Origin of the sequence: Streptomyces aquilus (genome assembly GCF_003955715.1) — a bacterium.
GTDB classification, from domain to species: Bacteria; Actinomycetota; Actinomycetes; order Streptomycetales; family Streptomycetaceae; genus Streptomyces; species Streptomyces aquilus.
This window is the reverse complement of the sequence record NZ_CP034463.1, coordinates 2,078,228-2,095,092: the sequence shown is the minus strand read 5'-3', so window position 1 is coordinate 2,095,092 and position 16,865 is coordinate 2,078,228. Positions and strand designations below refer to the sequence as shown.

Annotated in this window: 13 protein-coding genes; 7 read left to right on the top strand and 6 right to left on the bottom strand. The window is 74.4% G+C overall.

Going from position 1 to position 16,865, the window contains the following annotated elements; translation table 11 throughout:
* Window positions 1-89: 89 nt before the first annotated feature.
* From EJC51_RS09620 to EJC51_RS09610, 3 genes are read left to right on the top strand one after another with little or no spacing between them, the layout of a single operon-like run.
* Window positions 90-1,217, top strand: coding sequence for a glycosyltransferase family 4 protein (locus tag EJC51_RS09620; RefSeq protein ID WP_126270690.1), 1,128 nt, complete (start codon window positions 90-92; stop codon window positions 1,215-1,217).
* Entirely contained in the window at window positions 1,214-2,452 is a 1,239-nt protein-coding gene (locus EJC51_RS09615) for a glycosyltransferase (protein WP_126270689.1), read from the top strand. Before EJC51_RS09620 ends, EJC51_RS09615 begins: the two co-directional genes overlap by 4 nt.
* Entirely contained in the window at window positions 2,449-3,285 is an 837-nt protein-coding gene (locus tag EJC51_RS09610) for an SGNH/GDSL hydrolase family protein (protein ID WP_126270688.1), read from the top strand. The genes EJC51_RS09615 and EJC51_RS09610 overlap by 4 nt, the downstream gene beginning before the upstream one ends.
* 76 nt (window positions 3,286-3,361) lie before the next feature.
* Here EJC51_RS09610 and EJC51_RS09605 read toward each other — a convergent pair whose 3' ends face one another.
* The 5 genes from EJC51_RS09605 to EJC51_RS09585 all read right to left on the bottom strand — a co-directional run bounded on the left by EJC51_RS09605 (window position 3,362) and on the right by EJC51_RS09585 (window position 7,910).
* A complete protein-coding gene (locus tag EJC51_RS09605) occupies window positions 3,362-4,231 on the bottom strand; it encodes a 5-oxoprolinase subunit C family protein (RefSeq protein WP_126270687.1) in 870 nt (289 codons plus the stop codon).
* The gene (pxpB, locus tag EJC51_RS09600) at window positions 4,228-4,857 is read right to left on the bottom strand and encodes a 5-oxoprolinase subunit PxpB (RefSeq protein WP_126270686.1); all 630 of its coding nucleotides are present in this window, start codon (window positions 4,855-4,857) and stop codon (window positions 4,228-4,230) included. The genes EJC51_RS09605 and pxpB overlap by 4 nt, the downstream gene beginning before the upstream one ends.
* Window positions 4,858-4,971: 114 nt before the next feature.
* Window positions 4,972-5,730, bottom strand: a complete 759-nt coding sequence (locus EJC51_RS09595) for a LamB/YcsF family protein (protein WP_126270685.1) — start codon at window positions 5,728-5,730, stop codon at window positions 4,972-4,974.
* Window positions 5,731-5,772: 42 nt separating this feature from the next.
* Window positions 5,773-6,618: a putative hydro-lyase gene (locus EJC51_RS09590; protein WP_126270684.1), complete on the bottom strand. Its 846-nt coding sequence runs from the start codon at window positions 6,616-6,618 to the stop codon at window positions 5,773-5,775.
* Entirely contained in the window at window positions 6,615-7,910 is a 1,296-nt protein-coding gene (locus tag EJC51_RS09585) for an MFS transporter (RefSeq protein WP_126270683.1), read from the bottom strand. Before EJC51_RS09585 ends, EJC51_RS09590 begins: the two co-directional genes overlap by 4 nt.
* 164 nt (window positions 7,911-8,074) lie before the next feature.
* Between EJC51_RS09585 and EJC51_RS09580 the strand changes: the two genes are divergently transcribed.
* The 4 genes from EJC51_RS09580 to EJC51_RS09565 all read left to right on the top strand — a co-directional run bounded on the left by EJC51_RS09580 (window position 8,075) and on the right by EJC51_RS09565 (window position 15,956).
* Window positions 8,075-8,770 (top strand): GntR family transcriptional regulator, encoded by a 696-nt coding sequence (locus EJC51_RS09580; protein WP_126270682.1) that lies wholly within the window; start codon window positions 8,075-8,077, stop codon window positions 8,768-8,770.
* An 80-nt stretch (window positions 8,771-8,850) separates the two neighbouring features.
* On the top strand, window positions 8,851-10,377 hold the full coding sequence (locus EJC51_RS09575) for a hypothetical protein (protein ID WP_126270681.1): 1,527 nt from the start codon (window positions 8,851-8,853) through the stop codon (window positions 10,375-10,377).
* Window positions 10,378-10,408: 31 nt separating this feature from the next.
* Window positions 10,409-11,299, top strand: a complete 891-nt coding sequence (locus tag EJC51_RS09570) for a hypothetical protein (RefSeq protein WP_126270680.1) — start codon at window positions 10,409-10,411, stop codon at window positions 11,297-11,299.
* Between the two features lie 37 nt (window positions 11,300-11,336).
* Window positions 11,337-15,956, top strand: coding sequence for a hypothetical protein (locus EJC51_RS09565; protein WP_126270679.1), 4,620 nt, complete (start codon window positions 11,337-11,339; stop codon window positions 15,954-15,956).
* Between the two features lie 208 nt (window positions 15,957-16,164).
* On the opposite strand, the gene EJC51_RS09560 is transcribed toward EJC51_RS09565, so the two are convergent.
* Window positions 16,165-16,719, bottom strand: a complete 555-nt coding sequence (locus tag EJC51_RS09560; RefSeq protein ID WP_126270678.1) for a hypothetical protein — start codon at window positions 16,717-16,719, stop codon at window positions 16,165-16,167.
* Between the last annotated feature and the right edge of the window lie 146 nt (window positions 16,720-16,865).

The window sequence follows — 16,865 nt, the reverse complement described above, 5'->3', positions numbered from 1 at the left end:
CGGGTGTGCGACGTAACGCTCACGGGACGTTCCCCGTCCGGAAAGATCCACGTTGACGCGTTCACGTCCGGTGCGGCGACAACACCGGTATGCGTGTCGTCATCGTGACCGAATCCTTTCCCCCCGACGTGAACGGCGTGGCCCACTGCGCGCTCCAGACCGCCCGGCACCTCGTGGATCGCGGTCATTCCCCGCTCGTCGTCGCGCCGGCCACCGCGGCCGGTACCGGGCCCGACGCCTCCGCGCCGTGCCCCGTCGTCCGTGTCCCCTCCCTCCCCCTGCCGGGCTACCCCCAGGTCCGGGTCGCCCTCCCCAGCCGGCGCGTTGCCGCGGCCATCGCCGAGCACCGCGCGGACCTCGTCCACCTGGCCAGCCCCTTCGTCCTCGGCGTCCGCGGCATGGCGGCGGCCGCCCGGCTCGGCCTCCCCGCCGTCGCCGTCTACCAGACCGACCTCGCGGGATACGCCCGCACCTATGTCCACGCGGGCGAGGCGGCCGCGTGGCGCCGCATCCGCTCCGTCCATGCCGCCGCCGACCTCACCCTCGCCCCGTCCAGCGCCGCCCTGCACGACCTGGAGTCCCACGGCGTCCCCCGGGTGCGGCTGTGGCCGCGCGGCGTGGACACCGTCCGCTTCCGTCCATCGCTGCGCGACGAGGCACTGCGCCGCGAACTCGCCCCGAACGGTGAGCTGATCGTCGGCTACGTCGGCCGTCTCGCCCCCGAGAAGCAGGTCGAGCTGCTGGCGGGCGTGTGCGGCCTGGAAGGCGTCCGCGTGGTCGTGGTGGGCGACGGGCCGAGCCTGCCGACCCTCACGGAGGCCCTGCCGGGCGCGGTCTTCCTGGGCCGCCGCACCGGCGACGAACTGGCCCGGATCTTCGCCTCCTTCGACGTCTTCGCGCACACCGGCCCCTTCGAGACCTTCTGCCAGACCGTGCAGGAGGCCATGGCCAGCGGGGTCCCCGTGGTCGCGCCCGCGGCCGGTGGCCCGCTGGACCTCGTCGCCCACGGCCGCACCGGCCTGCTGGTCCCGCCGCGCGACGCGGCCGCCGTACGGGACGCCGTGTCGGCCCTGGCCGCCGATCCCGGGCTGCGGGCCGCGTACGGCGCCGCGGGACGGGCGACGGTCGAGGGGCGCACCTGGGCGGCCGTCGGGGATCAGCTGCTGGGGCACTACGCGGGTGTGCTGGCCGGCCGGCGGCTGGTGGTGGCGGCATGACCGGTACCTGGACCGACGGCGGGGGCGCCGTCCGGCCCCTGCGGATCGTCCGGCTCGCGAACTTCGTCGCGCCCGCCTCGGGCGGCCTGCGCACCGCGCTGCGTGAGCTCGGCAAGGGCTACAAGGCGGCCGGGCACGAGCCCGTGCTCGTCGTGCCGGGTGAGCGGGTCAGCGACGTGGAGACCGAGCAGGGGCGGGTGATCACCCTGCCCGGGCCGCTGCTGCCCGGCACCGGCGGCTACCGCGTGCTCGCCGACCGGCCGCGGGTGGCCCGGCTCCTGGAGGCGCTCGCCCCCGATCGCTTGGAGGTCTCCGACCGTACGACCCTGAGGTGGACCGGCAAATGGGCGCGACGCGCGCGGGTGCCGGCCGTGATGGTCTCCCACGAGACCGCCGACGGCGTACTGCGCACCTGGGGCGTCCCCGAGGGCGCGGCCAGGCGCGCCGCCGACGCGCTGAACGTCCGTACCGCACACACCTACGCGCGCGTGGTGTGCACCACCGAGTTCGCCGAGCGGGAGTTCGTGCGGATCGGCGCGCGCAATGTCGTACGGGCGCCTCTCGGCGTCGACCTGTCCGAACGGCACCCGGCGCTGCGCGACGAGCGGCTGCGCGGCGTCTACGCGCGCGTGGACGAGACGCTGCTGGTGACCTGCACCCGGCTGTCGGTGGAGAAACGACCCGGCACCGCGCTGGACGCCCTGGAGGCGCTCGTACGGCGGGGGCGGCGAGCGGTGCTGGTGGTGGCCGGGGACGGGCCGCTGCGGCCGCGGCTCGAACAGCGGGCGCGGGAGCGCGGGTTGCCGGCCGTCTTCCTCGGGCACGTCACCGACCGCGGGCTGCTCGGCGCCCTCCAGGCGTCCGCCGACGTGTGCCTGGCCCCCGGGCCCGCCGAGACGTTCGGGCTCGCCGCGCTGGAGGCGATGGCCTGCGGCACGCCCGTCGTCGTGAGCGCCTCCTCCGCGCTGCCCGAGGTGATCGGGGCGGCGGGAGCGGTCGCGGCGGACCACGGAGCCGCCTTCGCGGACGCCGTGGAGATGCTGCTCGACCGTCCCTTCGAGGAGCGCCGGAGGGTCGCACGCGCGCGTGCCGAGTGCTTCGGGTGGGGGACGGCCGTGGAAGCGTTCCTCGCCGCGCACGACGCCACGCCAGCGGTGCGCGGGAGCGGGCTTCGCGATGACTCGCTTCATGGGGGCGGGCTTCGCGGTGACTCGCTCCAGAGGGGCGCGCGATGAGACCCCTGCGGTTCGTCGCCCTCGGCGACTCGCTGACCGAGGGGGTGGGCGACCCCGTCGGCGACGGCTGGCGGGGCTGGGCCGCCCTGCTCGCCGACGGGCTCGGCCCGGCCGTGGAGTTCACCAACCTCGCGGTCAGCGGGGCGCAGACCCGGGACGTGCTCGAACGGCAACTGCCTGCCGGGCTGGCCCTGCGCCCGGACGTCGTGTCCGTCGTCGTCGGCGTCAACGACACCCTCCGCTGCACCTTCGACATCCACGCCGTGGCCGCCCAGCTCGACGCGGTGTACGCGGCGTTCACCGAGCAGGGCGCGCTGCTGCTCACGGCCTGCCTGCCCGACCCCGGCGCGATGCTCGGGCTGCCGGGGGCGCTGGCGAGCCCGCTGGCCCGGCGGCAGCGGGCGGTCAACTCCGTGGTCCACGCGCTGTCCGAGCGGTACGGGGCGGTGCATCTCCATGCCGCCGAAGGGGCCTGGATCACCGACCGCGCGATGTGGAGCGCGGATCGACTCCACCCGGGTGAGCGGGGGCACCGGCAGCTGGCCGTGCGGTTCCACGCGGTGCTGGCGGAGGCCGGGCTCGCGACGGGGGCGGCGCCTTCCCCCGAGCCCGAGTTCGCGCAGCCCACCAAGTCGGCGAGTCTGTGGTGGCTGGCCACGGCGGGGACGGGGTGGGTGGCTCGGCGATGCACGGATCTGTTGCCGCAGTTGCTTCGGCTCGCGGTGGACGAGATGCGTCATCGGGCGCGGGGGACGAGTGCGCGGCTGGATCTGGGGGCGACTGCCGCGGTGTCGGCTGCCTTGTCGGCCCTGTCCGTGCCGGAGGCGGCGTAGCGGTTCCGGCTGCGGGTGCGTGGGGTGCGTGCGGGGGGCTGGTCGGGCAGCTCCCCGCACGCGCGTCCGGAGATGGTCAGCGTCGGCGCACTCGCAGGAAACGAACCGGTGTTCCTGGTACCGCCTGGGCCGCCGCCGAGAGGTCTTCGGTACGCACCACCGCGATCACGGGGTAACCGCCCGTCGTCGGGTGGTCCGCCAGGAACACCACCGGCCGGCCGTCCGGCGGCACCTGGACCGCGCCCAGGACCATGCCCTCGCTGGGGAGTTCACCCGGCCGGGCGCGGTCCAGTGCGGGACCTTCCGTGCGCAGGCCGATGCGGTTGCCGGCCGGGGACACCCGGTAGGTGCGGGACGTGAAGGCCCGTACCGCCTCCGGCGTGAACCAGTCGTCGCGCGGGCCGAGCGTCACCCGCAGGACGAGTTCCGTCGGAGGCGCCGGCTGCGGCGCGACGTCCACGCGCGCGGGGAGGTGCGTCGGGCTGCCCAGGGGCAGGACCGCGCCGTCCGTGAGCGGGGCCGGGCCCAGGCCGGAGAGGAGGTCCGTGGAGCGGCTGCCGAGCACCGGCTCGACGGTGATGCCGCCGGAGACGCCCACGTAGCTGCGTAGTCCGCGCAGGGCGGTTCCGACGTCCAGGAGCGCCCCGGCGGGCACGCGCACCGGCGCGCCCCACGCGACCGGGCGCCCGTCGACCCTGACCGGGCAGGGAGCGCCGCCGACGGCCACGGTGACCGCCGAACGCGGCCGTAGGGAACAACCGTTGAGCGTCGTCTCCAGGACGGCCGCTTCCGGTGGATTGCCGACCAGCCGGTTGACGAGGGCCGCCGCGGGGCCGTCCAGGGCTCCCGCGCGGGGGACACCCAGATGCGCGTGGCCCGGGCGGCCCCGGTCCTGCACGGTGGTCAGCGCTCCGGCGCGCACGACGGCGAGGGCGCGGTCCGTCATGCTCCCACCGCCCCCACCGGTACGAACCTCACGCGCGTGCCCGGCGACAGCAGCGCGGCCGGTACGCGCGCGTGGTCCCACAGCACGGCCTCCGTGGTGCCGATCAGTTGCCAGCCGCCGGGCGAGGAGCGGGGGTACACGCCCGTGTACGGCCCCGCCAGCGCCACCGCACCGGCGGGGACGGCCGTCCGCGGCGTGGCTCGGCGTGGGACGTCGTACCGCTCCGGCAGGCCGGTGAGATAGCCGAAGCCGGGGGCGAAGCCGCAGAAGGCGACGCTGAACTCGGTGGCCGCGTGGATGCGGGCCACCTCGTGCGGTGCCACGCCCCAGTGCGCGGCCACGTCGGCCAGGTCCGGGCCGTCGTAGCGCACGGGGAGTTCGACGACGGCACGCGCGCGTGGGGGAGCGGGCGGGACGTCGGCGGCGGTCAGTTCGGTGGCGAGGCGGGCCGGGTCGGTGAGGCCGTCGAGGAGGACGGTGCGGGCCGCGGGGACGATCTCGCGGACGGCCAGGGAGCCCTCCGCGCGGCGACGCAGCAACTCCGCGTGCAGCGCCTGCGCCTCCTCGCCCGACGACACCTCGACGAGCAGGGCCGCGTCGCCCACGGGCAGGGCTCGGAGACTCATGCGAAGGCCTCCTCGCGGACGCCCGATTCCGTGCGCACGGACAGGGTTTTCACGCTCATGCGAAGGCCTCCTCGCGGACGCCCGATTCCGTGCGCAAGGACAGGGCTTTCACGCTCATGCGAAGGCCTCCACGCGTACGCCCGACTCCGTCAGCCGCTCCCGCACGCGGCGGGCCAGTTCCACGGCGCCCGGCGTGTCCCCGTGCAGGCACAGCGAGCGCGCCCGGACCTCGATGCGGGCGCCGGAGCGCGAGATGACCGCGCCGTCGCGGGCCAACCCCACCGAGCGCTCCACCACCGTCTCCGGGTCGGTCACCACCGCCCCCTGCTCGCCGCGCGGCACCAGCGTGCCCTCGGCGGTGTACGCGCGGTCCGCGAACGCCTCAGTGACGGTCGGCAGGCCCGACTTGCCCGCCAGTTCCAGCAGACGCGAGCCGGGCAGGCCGAGCACGGGCAGGGAGGTGTCCGCGAGGAGGACCCCCTCGACGACCGCGCCGGCCTGCTCCTCGTCGTGCACGACGCGGTTGTAGAGCGCGCCGTGCGGTTTGACGTACGACACGCGCGTGCCGGACGCGCGCGCGAAGACCTCCAGGGCGCCGATCTGGTAGGCCACCTCGGCCGCCAGCTCGGCGGGCGGCACGTCCATGGCGCGCCGCCCGAACCCGGCCAGGTCGCGGTACGAGACCTGCGCCCCGATCCGTACGCCGCGCTCGGCCGCCTGCTCGCACACCCGCCGCATGGTGGCCGCGTCCCCGGCGTGGAAGCCGCAGGCCACGTTGGCGCTGGTGACGACGGACAGCAGCTCTTCGTCGTCGGTCAGCCGCCAGCGGCCGAAGCCTTCGCCGAGGTCGGCGTTGAGATCGATCGAGGTCATGGAATTTCCGTGTCTCCTTCCGGGCGAGTGCGTGGGCCCTGCTCAGGCCACGCGGTACTGCTGGTCGCGGGCGTCGGTGAGGAACATCTGGCCCGGCGCGTGGGTGAGGGCGAACGGCGGCCGTGAGGCCATCACCGCGGCCTGCGGGGTCACCCCGCAGCCCCAGAACACCGGGATGTCGTCCGGGTGCAGGTCCACCGGGTCGCCGAAGTCGGGGCGGCCGAGATCCTCGATGCCGAGGGTCGACGGGTCACCGCAGTGCACCGGGCCGCCGTGCACCGCGGGGAGCAGGCTGCTCTCCCGGATCGCCGCCGACAGATGCTGAGGCGGCACCGGCCGCATCGACACCACCATCGGGCCGTGGATCCGCCCGGCCGGGCGGCACTGCCAACTGGTCTCGTACATCGGGACGTTGCGCCCCTGCTCCAGGTGCCGGACCGGGACGCCCGCCTCGGTCAGCGCCCACTCGAAGGTGAAGCTGCACCCGATCAGGAACGACACCAGGTCGTCGCGCCAGTGCGCGCGCACGTCGGTCGGCTCGTCCACGAGCTCGCCGTCCCGCCACACCCGGTAACGCGGCAGGTCGGTGCGCAGGTCGGCGCCGGGTGCCAGCACGGTCGCAGGAGATCCGACGTCGGTCACGTCGAGGACCGGGCACGGCTTGGGGTTGCGCTGGCAGAACAGCAGCATGTCGTACGCCCAGTCCGCGGGCACCGAGATCAGGTTGACCTGGGTGTGGCCGGCGGCGACCCCGGCGGTGGGGCCCGTGAGGCCGGCCCGAAAGCGGGTGCGGGCCTCTTGCGGGCTCCACGCGCGCGCGTGCTCGTCGACGAGGGTCACGGGGCGGTCTTCCGAGACGGTCGTGAGGCGGTCTTCCGTACGGTTCACGCGAGTTCCTTCCCACGGGTCTCCGGCAGCCCGAGCAGGGCCAGCGCGGCGAGCGCGTAACCGAGGGCGCCGAAGACCAGCGCGCCGCCCACACCCCAGCTGTCGGCCAGGAAGCCGACCGTGGTGGGGAAGACGGCGCCCACGGCGCGTCCGGCGTTGTACGTGAAGCCCTGTCCCGTGCCGCGCACCGCCGTCGGGTACAGCTCGGCCAGGTAGGAGCCGAAGCCGCTGAAGATGGCCGACATGCAGAACCCGAGCGGGAAGCCGAGCACGAGGAGCAGGGTGTTGGCGCCGTCCGGGATGTTGGCGTACGCCAGGATGCAGACCGCCGACAGCAGGGCGAAGAGCCAGATGTTGCGGCGGCGGCCCAGGCGGTCGGTGAGATAGCCGCCGGTCAGGTAGCCGAGGAAGGCGCCGGAGATCAGGAAGGTCAGATAGCCGCCCGTACCGACGACCGACAGTCCGCGGTCGCTCTTCAGATACGTCGGCACCCAGGTGGCGAGCGTGTAGTAGCCGCCCTGGACGCCGGTAGACAACAGTCCCGCGAAGACCGTCGTACGCAGCAGCCCCGGCTTGAAGATCGCCGTGAACGGGGTCTTCCCGCCGCTCTTCTCCCGTACCGCGATCGCCTCGGGCGCGTCCTGGACGCGGCGCCGCAGCCACACGACGAGCAGCGCGGGCAGGGCGCCCGTCCAGAACATCACGCGCCAGGCCAGGTCGTCGTCGAGGAACGAGAACACCAGCGTGTACACGACGGCGGCCAGCGCCCAGCCCACCGCCCACGAGCTCTGGATGGCGCCGAGGGTGCGGCCGCGGTGCTTCGCGCTCGCGTACTCGGCGACCAGGATCGCGCCGACCGCCCACTCGCCGCCGAAGCCGAGCCCCTGGAGCGCGCGGAAGACCAGCAGCGACTCGAAGTTGGGCGCGAAGCCGCAGGCCACGGTGAAGATCGCGTACGTGACCACCGTGATCATCAGGGCCCTGACCCGTCCGGCCCGGTCCGCCAGTACGCCCGCGAGGGCGCCGCCGACCCCGGAGGCGAGCAGTGTGACGGTGGTGAAGAGGCCGGTCTGGCCGCTGTCCAGGCCGAAGTACGCGGCCAGCGCGACCATGCTCAGCGGCAGCGTGAAGTAGTCGTAGGAGTCGAGGGCATAGCCGCCGAACGCGCCGGCGAAGGCGCGCCGGCCGCGCGGACCGAGGGCCCGGAACCAGCCCAACGCCCCGTCGTCGGCGGGGCGTTCGGTCTGTGGGGGGTGAGCGGTGAGGGCCTGGGAGGGGGGAGTCGTGCTCATGTGCACCTCGCAGTGGGAGGACGGAGGGTGCGGGACTGAGCCGTGCGGTGCGGGTCGTGCGTGGGGATTCGTGCGGTGCGATGTCGTAGCAAGGTAGAGGATCGTTGAACGATCCTTCAATACCCCTGTTGTTTCGTTCTCGTGTCTGCGGTTGAATTCCGGGCATGGCAGAGCAGCTGAGCGGACTGGCCGACGACCGCGCCCTCCTGGGCCGCACCAGCACGGCGGAGCGGGTCTCGGACATCCTCAGGAGCCGCATCGCCGAGGGCTATTTCCCGCCCGGCACCCGGCTGTCGGAGGACAGCATCGGCGGCGCCCTCGGGGTCTCCCGCAACACCCTGCGCGAGGCGTTCCGGCTGCTCACCCACGAACGCCTGCTCGTCCACGAGCTGAACCGGGGGGTGTTCGTACGGGTCCTGACGGTGGAGGACGTGGAGGACATCTACCGCACCCGACGGCTGGTGGAGTGCGCGGTGGTGCGCGGGCTGGGCGAGCCGCCGTACGCACTCGACGGGCCCGCGGAGGCCGTCGAGGAGGGCCTGCGGGCGGTGCGCGAAGGTGACTGGAAAGGGCTGGGTACGGCCAACATCCACTTCCACCGGGAGCTCGTCGCGCTGGCGGGCAGCGAGCGCACCGACGAACTCATGCGCAGCGTCTTCGCCGAGCTCCGGCTCGCGTTCCACGTGGTCGACGACCCGCGTCGGCTGCACGAGCCGTACCTGGCGCGGAACCAGCAGATCCTGCGGGCCCTGGAGGCGGGCGACAGGACCGAGGCCGAGAAGCTGCTCGCGGTCTATCTGGAGGACTCGCTGGAGCGGGTGGTCGAGGTGTACCGGCGCCGGGTGGGAGAGGACGACTAGCGTCGGGTTCACGCCGGTCGGCAGGGGTCTGTTCTGCGTCGTTTTAGTCGTTGTCAGACCGAGGACCTAGTCTGTGCACCGTGACTTCGCCTGCACCGACGGACAGCGTTCCGCCCCAGCTCAGCGCAGCGTCCCGTCCCGCTCCGGGCCCGGCCGCCGACGAGGGACTGGCGCGGCGGTTGCGCGCGCTCGCGTGCACCGCGCCGTTGCACGACCTGGAAGCGCGCAAGGCGAACCTCGCGGGTGAGTACTCGGTGTACGGCATGGCGGAGGTCGCCCTCGCCGCCATCGACCTCGTCACCCTGAACATGGACTTCGACACCGGCGCCGACCACGACCAGATCGTCGCCCGCCTCATCCCGCGCATCGCCGCGCAGGCCCCCCAGCGCCCTGTCGCCGAGCACGAGCGGGTGGCCCGCTGGGTGCTGGAGAACCTGATCAACGTCGGCAGCGTCGACCGCGGCTTCCGGGCCGTGTACGGCACGTTCGCGCCGGACGGCACCTATGTGCGCCGCGACTACGACTTCAAGCTGATCGAGGAGGTGCCCGGCCCCGGTGGCTCGGTGTACCTCCGTACGACGGACGAGGCGGTCAACGTCCTGGTCGGCGCCCTCGACACCGACGTCACCAGCGCCCAGATCGCCGCCGAGGTCAAGCTGGAGGTGCTGATCAGCCGGGGCCGTCTCGCGGACGCCCAGCTGGCCGCCGAGCAGGCCCGGTACCGGACCGTCCAGTACTCGGAGACACTGCGCCGGGCCCTGGACGCCACGCGGCGCAACGTCCGCGCGGTGGACTGGCTGAACGCCGTCCCGGACATGATCACCGAGGCCCTCGACCATGTAGCCGACCGCTACCGCCACGAGAACGCGATCCTCACCAACATCCGCAAGGCACGCGACGAGTCCGAGGACCCGGAGCAGAAGCGGCGGGCCGCCGAGCTGGTCGACATCGTCAAGGACTGCATCCGGCGCCACACCCAGCTCCAGTCCCGCCTGCTGGAGGCCGGCCCGCTGTTCCGCGCGGAGCAGGACCGGCAGGCCTTCGCGACGCCGATGACGACGTCGGGGATAGACCTCTACGGCCATCTGGTCTCACCGCTGCTGCCGCTGCCCCTGGAGCAGGCGGTCAAGGTCACCGACGCGTTCTTCGCGCGCGGGACCGGTCTGCGGACGCCGGTGTCGGTGCGGGTGGGCGACCTGGTCGACATACTGCTGACGCCGCCGGTGGAGCGCGAGCACCTCGGCGCCGAGATGCCGGAGCCGGACCTCATCGCCACACCGGACGACAGCCGGTTCAGCGAGGAGCAGCTGGCGGCGGCCATGGAGCTGCTGGACCTGCCGGCCGACGCGCCCCGGCGACTGTCCGGGCTGCTGGCCGAAGCGCGCCGTCAGGACCCCGATCTGCCGTATCTCGTGGCCCTGCTGGCCGTGCACGCGGCCAGTCCGGCGGTGGGCACCGCCTACCGGCAGGGCGAGCAGAAGCTGCTGTTCGCCGTGGACGACGGCACCGAGCTGGACGATCCCGAGTTCGGCGGGGCGGATCTCATCGTCGGCACCGCCCTGCTGGACGCGGCGGGGATGGCGGCGGACAGGACGGAAGCGGCATGAGCCGACGAACAGTGGACCGAGGAGACCGACCGTGACCGAGCACGTCGAGTGGAGTGAGCCGGAAGCCGGACCCGCGCCGGTCCCCGCCGCCGTCACCCCCGCCGACGCCGCCGACGCGGCGCGGCTCGTCGCCTTCGGGCTCCAGCCCAAACTTCAGCCCGCGCGCGACCAGGAGTACACCGAACTGCTGCGGCGCTACCGGGAGGACGGGGCGTTCGCGCGGCTCGCCGACGCCGTGGCCGCCGGACTGGGGCTCGTCGTCCTGGAGGTGTCGCCCCGCGCGGGGATGGCGGTCACCGCCGCCGAGGACTCCGTGTTCGCCGTGCGGATGGGCGACTACGCGCGCCGGACGTCCGCCGACGGCAGCGACCGCTTCCTGCATGGCCTGGCCCATCTGGCCGTCGCCGCCCTGGCGTTCCCGCGGCCCGAGGACCTCGCCGACGACGGCTACATCGGACGCGTCAGTGTCAACGGCGTCGACGCGTTCGTCCGGCAGGCGTGCCGACGCCTGGAGGAGCGCGCCGAGGAGGTGGGGGAGAACACCGACCCGGCCACCGAGGCGCCCGGCCTGGAGGCCGCCTGGCGGATCTGGGCGCGACGCAGCGCCACCGGCGCCACCAAGGACGCGCGCCGCCTCGCCGGGTCCACCACCGGCATCATCGGCAAGGCCGTCGCCTTCCTCACCGACTCCGGCTTCCTCCAGCGCACCGGCGACGACAACGGCGGTACGTACCGCACGACGGCCCGCTACCAGCTCCAGGTGCGGGACATGGCCGGCAGCGCCGCCATGGCCGAGCTGCTGGACCTGGGCGTCGTCCCCGTGACCGACGGCACGCCCACGCTGCTGCCCGCCGAGAACACCGAGGACCTGGAGCTGGCGGCCGACGCCGGACTGCCGTTCCACGCGTCCTCCTCGTCCTGAACTCCCCCCACCTGCCGAAGACTTACGAGAGTCCGCCATGTACGAGCTGTCCCGGGTCCGCCTCTACTCCATCGGTCCCGCCGGTGCGCGCTACGCCGACACCGTGCTTGACCTGCGGGGCGTGGGCGACATCGTGCCCGACCCCGCGCCCACCCAGGCGGAGTTCTTCGAGGAGGAGCCGTCCGGCCCGCCGCGCCGCCCCGCACCCGCCGGCGTGCTCTTCCTGGAGAACGGCGGCGGCAAGTCCGTACTGCTCAAGCTGATCTTCTCGGTGATGCTGCCGGGCCATCGCAACACCCTCGGCGGCGCCAGCTCCGGCGTGCTGCGCAAGTTCCTGCTCGCCGACGACTGCGGGCATGTCGCGCTGGAGTGGCAGCACACGCTCACCGGCGAGTGCGTGGTCGTCGGCAAGGTCAGTGAGTGGCGGGGGCGCCAGGTCTCCAACGACCCGCGGAAGTTCGCCGAGGCCTGGTACTCCTTCCGTCCCGGCCCCGGGCTCTCCCTGGACAACCTGCCCGTCGCCGAGTCCACGGCCGTACGCCCGCCCGTCGAGGGCGCGTCCGGCGCGCAGGGCCGCCGGCGCACCATGAAGGGCTTCCGGGACGCCATCACCGAGGCGGGCAAGGCGTATCCGCACCTGGAGGTGCACTGGGAGGAGATCCACGACCGCTGGATCGAGCACCTCGGCGACCTCGGCCTCGACCCCGAACTCTTCCGCTACCAGCGGGAGATGAACGCCGACGAAGGTGAGGCCGCGGGACTCTTCGCGGTCAAGAAGGACTCCGACTTCACCGACCTGCTGCTGCGGGCCGTGACCGACACCCGGGACACCGACGGGCTCGCCGACCTGGTCAGCGGCTTCGGCAACAAGCTGGGCCGGCGCGCGGAACTGATGGCGGAACGGGACTTCACCGCCGGGTCGGTCGATCTGCTCGGGCGGATCGTCGAGGGGGCCGAGGCCCGGGCCCGCGCCCGTGACATCCACGCCGGAGCCGAGCGCCGCACCCGGACGCTGGCCCGACGGCTCTCCGCGCGCGGCGCCCAGGAGCGGGTCAGAGCCGCCGACCTCGCCCAGCGGGTCACCGCGGCCGCCTACGCCGTCACCCATGCCGAGGGAGCGCGCGAGCGCAGCGCGCTGATCGCCGCCGAACTCGCCTACCGGCACGCCTCCTTGGCGCTCGCCGCGGCCGAGAAGTCCGCCGCCGCGCAGAAGCGCGAGCTCGCCGACGCCCGCACGCTGCACTCGGCGTGGCAGGCCGCCGAGGCCGTCCTGCGCCACCGTGCCGCCGCCGACCGGGTCGCGCGCGTGTCCGCCGCGATCCAGGAGGCCGAGCGGGACGCGGCCCCCGCGCTGGCCGCCCGCGCCAAGGCCGCCGTGGACCTCGTACGGGCCCTGCACGCGGCCGCGGAGAGCGCCGAGACCCTCGCCAACGAGGAGGAGGAGCGCTCCGCCGCCCTCCAGGAGGTCGGCGAGTCCGCGTACCGGGACTCCACCGCCGCCGCCACCGAGGCCCAGCGCGCCCGGAGTGAGGTCGGGCATCTGCGGCAGCGCCTCACCGAGGTCGAACAGGAGACCGCCGAGGCCGTCCGGGCCGGCTGGCTCGACGACAGCGCCCCCGACGCCGACCCCGCGCGCGCGGCCCTCGCCGCCAGCGACGCCGAGAAGACCGCGGTCGCCGCCTGGGACACCGCCCGGGAGACGGCCCGCCGAGCCACCGAGCACGCCCGCGAGGCGGGTGCCGCGGAGTCGCGCGCCGAGCTGACGGCGGCCCGCGCGGCGGACGCCGCCGCCGCGGCCGAGCGCTCCTACGACGCCGAGCGACGCCTCGCCGAGGCGCTGGCGGCCGAGCCGCGGCTGACGGAACTGCTGGGCCTGACGGGCGTTGAGGCCCGCTCCGTCGTTCCGCAGCCCCGGCAGGACGGCGACGACGATGACCAGGCCGGTTTCACCCCCGAGGACCTCGATCGCTTCGCCGACGAACTGCGCGAGCTGCTCGACGCCGCCGTCTTCTCCGCCGAACGCCAGCTCTTCGAACTGCGCACCGCCGCCGCCGACGACGCCCGCATCCTCGGTGCGCTCGGCGACGGCGGCCTGCTGCCGCCGGGCCCGGATGTGCTGGCGACTGTCGAGTTCCTCGGCGAGCACGGCATCCCGGCACTGCCCGGCTGGCGCTATCTCGCCCAGGCCGTCGACCCCACCGACCACGCGCGCGTACTGGCCGCCCGGCCCGAGCTGGTCGACGGCGTGATCATCACCGACCCGGACACGCATGCGCGGGCCCGCGAGGCGCTGAGCGAGGCGGCCCTGCTGCCGCGCTCCGCCGTCGCCGTCGGCACCGCGGCCGCCCTCCTCGCCCCGACCCCCGCGTCCGGCTCGGGGAGCGAGGGCGTCTTCCTCGTCCCGCCGAACCCCGCCATGCATGACGAGCACGCCGCCGACGAGGAGCGGCAGACGCTGCGCGCCCGTGCCACCGAGCGCGACGAGGAGATCCGCTCCCTCGCGGCCCGGCTCGGCAAGGACCGGGAGCTGGCGGCGCGGCTCGCCTCCTGGCGCACCGGCTGCCCGGCCGGCCGGCTCGTCGAGCTGGCCGAGGCCGCGCGCGAGGCTCGTGCGTTCGCCGAGGAGTCCGAGGCCGAGCTGGCCGAGGCGCGGACCGTGCGGGCCGAGGCCGACGAGGCCGCCGCCGAGGCCACGCAGGTGCGCGAGGAGCGGCAGGAGGCCGCGCAGAAGGCCCGGCGGGCCGCCGACGCCCTCGCGGGACTCGCCTTCCGGCTGCGGGAGCGCGCCGGCTGGCAGGTCAAGCTCCGCGAACTGGCCGACGAGGCCACCGAGTCGGAGGCCCGCGCCCAGGCCTGCCTGGAGCGGGCCCGCGCCGCTGACGAGGACCGGCGTGCCGCCCAGCGGGCCGCCGACGACGCCCGCCGCACCGCGCGTGCGCTGCGCGCCGAGCGCGCCGAGATCGCGGGCGCCCCCGACGACGTACCGGACGGCGACACGGACGCCCCGAAGGCGTCCCTGCCCGCGCTCCGGGAGGCCTACCGGGCAGCCTCCCAGCTGTACGAGAAGGTCGGTGTCGGCGCCGACCTGCGCGCCGAGCAGGCGCGCGCGGAGAGCGACGAAAGCGCCTCCCTGGCCGAGCTGGACCGGCTGAGCAACAAGGTCCGCACCCGCGCCGAGGCGCTGCTCCAGTCGCCCGACGGCTCCGACGGACCGTCCCGGCAGGCCGCCGCGGCCCGCGCCGAGGAGCTGGTGCAGCTCCTGGAGACGCGGATGTCCAGCGCGAGCGAGCAACTCGGCCGGCTGCGCGGCGAGGCCGAGCGGCACGCGCCCGAGGACGGCGAGGCGCACACCGAACTGGCGGAGGAGCTCCAGCCGCGCGACGCCGACCACGCGCAGGCCCTGCTGCGCACGGCGACCGCCGAACTGGCCTCCCGTACCGAGGCGTTGACGCAGGCCCGGGAGGCGCACGCCGAGCTGCTGGAGTCCCACCGGGCCGCCGAGGACGCGGCCGGCGGTTTCGACGAGATCGCCGCGATGCTCCGCGACCTGCTGCGCGAACACGCCTCGGAGGACGAACAGGAGGAGACCGAGGCCTACCCCGGCAGCCCCGAGGAGGCCCGGCAGGCCGCCGCCGAGGCCCGCCGGTCGCTGCGCGGCTGCGCGGCCGACCTGTCCGCCGCCGAGGCCGCCGTGCGCGAGGCGAGCGACATCCTGGTCCGGCACGCCAACTCCACCCGCTACGAGCAGGTCCGCACCCCCGCCCGCCAGCAGATCCGCGAGCTGCCCGCCTCCGCGCTGCCGGAGCACGCGCAGAAGTGGGCCGACGCCTTCGCCCCCCGACTCCGTGTCCTCACCGACGAGTTGGCGCAGCTGGAGCGGAACCGGGACTCGATCGTGGACCGGCTGCGCGGGCTCGTGGAGTCGGCGCTGGCGACCCTGAGGTCCGCCCAGCGGCTGTCCCGGCTGCCCGAGGGGCTCGGCGAGTGGTCCGGGCAGGAGTTCCTGCGCATCCGCTTCGAGGAGCCGGACCAGGCGACGCTCACCGAGCGGCTGGGCGAGGTCATCGACGAGGCGACCCGCGCGGCCGTGAAGAAGAACTCCGACCTGCGGCGCGACGGTATGTCCCTGCTGCTCAGGGGCGTCGGCGCGGCCCTTCAGCCCAAGGGCGTCGCGGTGGAGATCCTCAAGCCGGACGCGGTGCTGCGCGCCGAGCGGGTGCCGGTCGGGCAGATGGGCGACGTGTTCTCGGGCGGTCAGCTGCTCACCGCGGCCATCGCCCTGTACTGCACGATGGCCGCGCTGCGCTCCAACGACCGGGGCCGCGACAAGCACCGGCACGCGGGCACGCTGTTCCTCGACAACCCCATCGGGCGTGCCAACGCCACGTATCTGCTGGAGCTCCAGCGCGCGGTCTCGGACGCCCTCGGTGTCCAACTCCTCTACACCACAGGCCTGTTCGACACGACGGCCCTCGCCGAGTTCCCGCTGGTCATCCGGCTGCGCAACGACGCCGACCTCAGGGCCGGGCTGAAGTACATCAGCGTCGAGGAACACCTCCGTCCGGGGCTGCCGCAGCAGCCGCAGTCCGAGGAAGCGGTGCACAGCGAGATCACGGCCACGCGGATGTTCAAGCGGCCGGCACCGAGCGCGTCGTAACGACACGTCAGGCGACGGCTTGACCTGGGTGGTGGTTCGGCGGGGTCGGCGAGGTTGAGCCGGTGCTGGGCTAAGCCCGGCCGGGGTCGGCGGGGCTCAGTCGGGCTCGGCAAAGCCTCGGTCGGGGGCAGCGCGTCTCAGTCAGGCTCGGCGAAGCCTGGGCCGGGGCAGCGGGCCTCAGTCGGGCTCGGCAAAGCCCCGGCCGGGTTCAGGGGTGGGACAGCTGGCCCGCCCCGCCGCGCCGGCGTATCCGCTCCTGCGCCCGCTCGGCCGCCCTGGCCTGTCGCCGTGCCTTGCGCCGCTCGCGCCGCAGGGCGCGCGCGGTGCTGCTCGGCGCCGACACCACGCCGTTGCGCTGGTTCCAGACCTGGCGGGTCACCCAGACGTCGAGGGCGCCCCAGGTCGCCACCACGGTGCTCGCCACGCTGCTGAGGACCATGGGGAACGCCAGCCACGATCCGGCCAGCGTGCACAGGAACGCCACTACCGCCTGGACCAGCGTCACCGCGATGATCAGCACCGCCCGCACCGCCGCCGTACGCACCGGATCGGGCATCCGGCGCCGCCGCGCCGGCTCCTCGACCCACAACGGGCGGTAGTACGACTGCTCTTGAGCCGGCTCCCGCACTGCGGCCTGTTCGCCGGGCCCGGCTCCGCCGTCGTCCGTCGGAATGTCGCGATCCGGTGCCTCGGGGTCGCGCCGCGCCGTCAGGTGCGCCGCTTCGCCCGCCGTGGGCGCCTCTTGCCGCTCCGCCGTGCCCATCAAGGTGTCACTCCCCACCGCCAGCAGACCGCTTACCCGTGCTCGAACACACGGCTCCCCAGTGGCTGCCCGGCTTGCGCTGTTTTACGCCGCCCGGTTGCGGGATGCGGCTCGTGTGGCCGATTCCGCCCCCATTTCCTGAAGAG

Excerpts from the sequence above, each read along its gene's own strand:
- EJC51_RS09610 (WP_126270688.1), top strand. The coding sequence starts at position 2,449 with ATGAGACCCCTGCGGTTCGTCGCCCTCGGCGACTCGCTGACCGAGGGG.
- EJC51_RS09560 (WP_126270678.1), bottom strand. The coding sequence starts at position 16,719 with ATGGGCACGGCGGAGCGGCAAGAGGCGCCCACGGCGGGCGAAGCGGCG.
- EJC51_RS09615 (WP_126270689.1), top strand. The coding sequence starts at position 1,214 with ATGACCGGTACCTGGACCGACGGCGGGGGCGCCGTCCGGCCCCTGCGG.
- EJC51_RS09585 (WP_126270683.1), bottom strand. The coding sequence starts at position 7,910 with ATGAGCACGACTCCCCCCTCCCAGGCCCTCACCGCTCACCCCCCACAG.
- EJC51_RS09605 (WP_126270687.1), bottom strand. The coding sequence starts at position 4,231 with ATGACGGACCGCGCCCTCGCCGTCGTGCGCGCCGGAGCGCTGACCACC.
- EJC51_RS09595 (WP_126270685.1), bottom strand. The coding sequence starts at position 5,730 with ATGACCTCGATCGATCTCAACGCCGACCTCGGCGAAGGCTTCGGCCGC.
- EJC51_RS09565 (WP_126270679.1), top strand. The coding sequence starts at position 11,337 with ATGTACGAGCTGTCCCGGGTCCGCCTCTACTCCATCGGTCCCGCCGGT.
- EJC51_RS09620 (WP_126270690.1), top strand. The coding sequence starts at position 90 with ATGCGTGTCGTCATCGTGACCGAATCCTTTCCCCCCGACGTGAACGGC.
- EJC51_RS09580 (WP_126270682.1), top strand. The coding sequence starts at position 8,075 with ATGGCAGAGCAGCTGAGCGGACTGGCCGACGACCGCGCCCTCCTGGGC.
- pxpB (WP_126270686.1), bottom strand. The coding sequence starts at position 4,857 with ATGAGTCTCCGAGCCCTGCCCGTGGGCGACGCGGCCCTGCTCGTCGAG.